Raw genomic sequence first — 2,164 nt, forward strand, 5'->3', positions numbered from 1 at the left:
GTTCTGTCGCCGATCCCGGAAGGGCCCTCATGCGTGCTCGTGACCTGCTCGTCGATTTTCCCACCGTCACCCTCGGCACCTCCGTGCTGGACGCGGCCCGGCTGCTGGCCGACCAGGATCTGCCGGGCCTGATCGTGGTGGACTCCGGCGGGCTGCCGCTGAGCATCCTGGCCGGCACCCAGGTGCTGGCCCTGGCGGTGCCCGGCTACTGCCAGGACGATCCGGCGCTGGCCCGGGTGGTGGACGAGGCCCACGCCGACGCCTTCCTGCACAACATGGCCGGCCAGACCGTACGCCAGGCGCTGCCGCCCACACCGCGCGAGCTACCGGTCACCGATCCGGACGCCACCGTGCTGGAGATCGCCGCGCTGATGGCCCGCACCCACAGCCCGCTGGTCGCCGTGGTGGGCGAGGGCCGCCTGCACGGCGCGGTGACGCTGCAGGCGCTCATGGACCGGATGCTCGCCTCATGACGGCTCTGGCCTGGCTGTCGGTGGCGGTCTTCCTCGGCGCTTATGCGCTGATCGCGACCGAGCGGATCCACCGGGTCGCCTCCGCCCTCGGCGGAGCCGGGATCATGCTGGCCGTCCACGCCAGCGACGCGCAGGCGGCGTTCTTCTCCTCGGAGACCGGTGTCGACTGGAACGTCATCTTCCTGCTGCTGGGCATGATGGTCATCGTCGGGGTGCTCAAGCAGACAGGCGTGTTCGAGTACCTGGCGATCTGGGCCGCCAAACGGGCCCGGGGACGCCCGTTTCGGCTGATGGTGCTGCTGGTGGTCATCACCGCGCTGGCCTCGGCGCTGCTGGACAACGTCACCACGGTGCTGCTGATCGCGCCGGTGACGTTCCTGGTGTGCGAGCGCCTGGCGCTGCCGGTGGTGCCGTTCCTCCTCGCCGAGGCGATGGCCTCCAACATCGGCGGGGCCGCCACCCTGGTCGGCGACCCGCCCAACATCATCATCGCCAGCCGGGGCGGGCTGAGCTTCAACGACTTCCTCGCCCACATGGCACCGATGATCGTCGTCGTGACGGTGGTGTTCGTCGGCCTGTGCCGGATCATGTTCCGCACGGCGTTCGTCCACGACCCCGAACGCGCCGCCGGCATCATGGCCTTGGACGAGCGCGAGGCCATCGCCGACCGCACCCTGCTGTGGCAGAGCCTGGTCGTGCTCGCCCTGGTGATGGCCGCCTTCGTGCTGCACCCGGTGCTGCACTACGAGCCCTCGGTGGTGGCGATCCTCGGCGCCGGGATCCTGGTGGCGGCCACCAAGGTCACCACCGAGCAGGCCATCGCCGAGGTCGAATGGCCCACCCTGGTGTTCTTCATGGGACTGTTCGTCATGGTCGGCGCCCTGGTCGAGACCGGCGTCATCGGCCAGATCTCCCAGGCCGCCGTCGGCGCCACCGAAGGCCGGTTGGGGCTGACCGCGATCGGCCTGCTGTGGGCCTCGGCCGGCATCTCGGCGATCGTGGACAACATCCCCTACGTGGCGACCATGAGCCCGATCGTCGCCGACCTGGTGCAGGCGAACGGCGGCAACGACCACGCCCAGGTGCTGTGGTGGGCGCTGGCCTTCGGCGCCGACCTGGGCGGCAACGCCACCGCCGTCGGCGCCGCCGCCAACGTCGTCATCATCGGCATCGCCGCCCGCAACCGCACCCCGATCAGTTTCTGGGAGTTCACCCGGTACGGTCTCATCGTCGCCTTCGTCACCGTGGCGCTGGTGACGCCCTACCTGTGGCTGCGCTACCTGATGTGAACCCCTCCCCCGCCTTCCGGGCGGCGAGGCATGGCCGCGGGCCGAAAGAGCCGGGACAGCGCCTCACCCCGCGGCGAGGAAGTCCTTGATCTTCGCGGCGATCGCGGGGTAGTCGGGGGCGAACCAGATCATGTGACCGTCGGCCCGGCTTTCGGCCAGCTCGGCCCGGGGAATGGTCGCGGCGAGGGATTCGGCGTGGGTGAAGGGGACCGAGCGGTCGGTGCGGCTGGCGATGACCAGGGCCGGCTGGGTGACCTGCCCGGCGCAGTCGGGGACGGCCAGCATGTCGTTGACGAAACCCTCACCCGAGCGCATCAGGGTGAACAGCGCGAGAAGTTCGGCCTGGTCGCGCTCGCTCAAGGCGGCCATGACCTGGCCGGCGGGCCGGGTGGACAGGTCACG

Annotated in this window: 3 protein-coding genes; 2 read left to right on the forward strand and 1 reads right to left on the reverse strand. The window is 70.4% G+C overall.

The genetic code is table 11. The features are described from left to right. Positions 1–473: CBS domain-containing protein (locus ACVCAG_RS45600; protein WP_447191662.1), on the forward strand; the 473-nt coding region annotated here is incomplete at its 5' end. Further along, a complete protein-coding gene (locus ACVCAG_RS45605; protein WP_440089908.1) occupies positions 470–1,762 on the forward strand; it encodes an ArsB/NhaD family transporter in 1,293 nt (430 codons plus the stop codon). The genes ACVCAG_RS45600 and ACVCAG_RS45605, both read left to right, overlap by 4 nt. 63 nt (positions 1,763–1,825) lie before the next feature. Here the strand turns inward: ACVCAG_RS45605 and ACVCAG_RS45610 are convergent. After that, on the reverse strand, positions 1,826–2,164 hold a 339-nt coding region (locus ACVCAG_RS45610; protein ID WP_440089909.1), incomplete at its 5' end, for an alpha/beta fold hydrolase.

The organism is Streptosporangium sp. G12, assembly GCF_052983175.1.

Bases quoted from the DNA above. Each gene is read 5' to 3' on its own strand.
- ACVCAG_RS45605 (WP_440089908.1), top strand. From the start codon at position 470: ATGACGGCTCTGGCCTGGCTGTCGGTGGCGGTCTTCCTCGGCGCTTAT.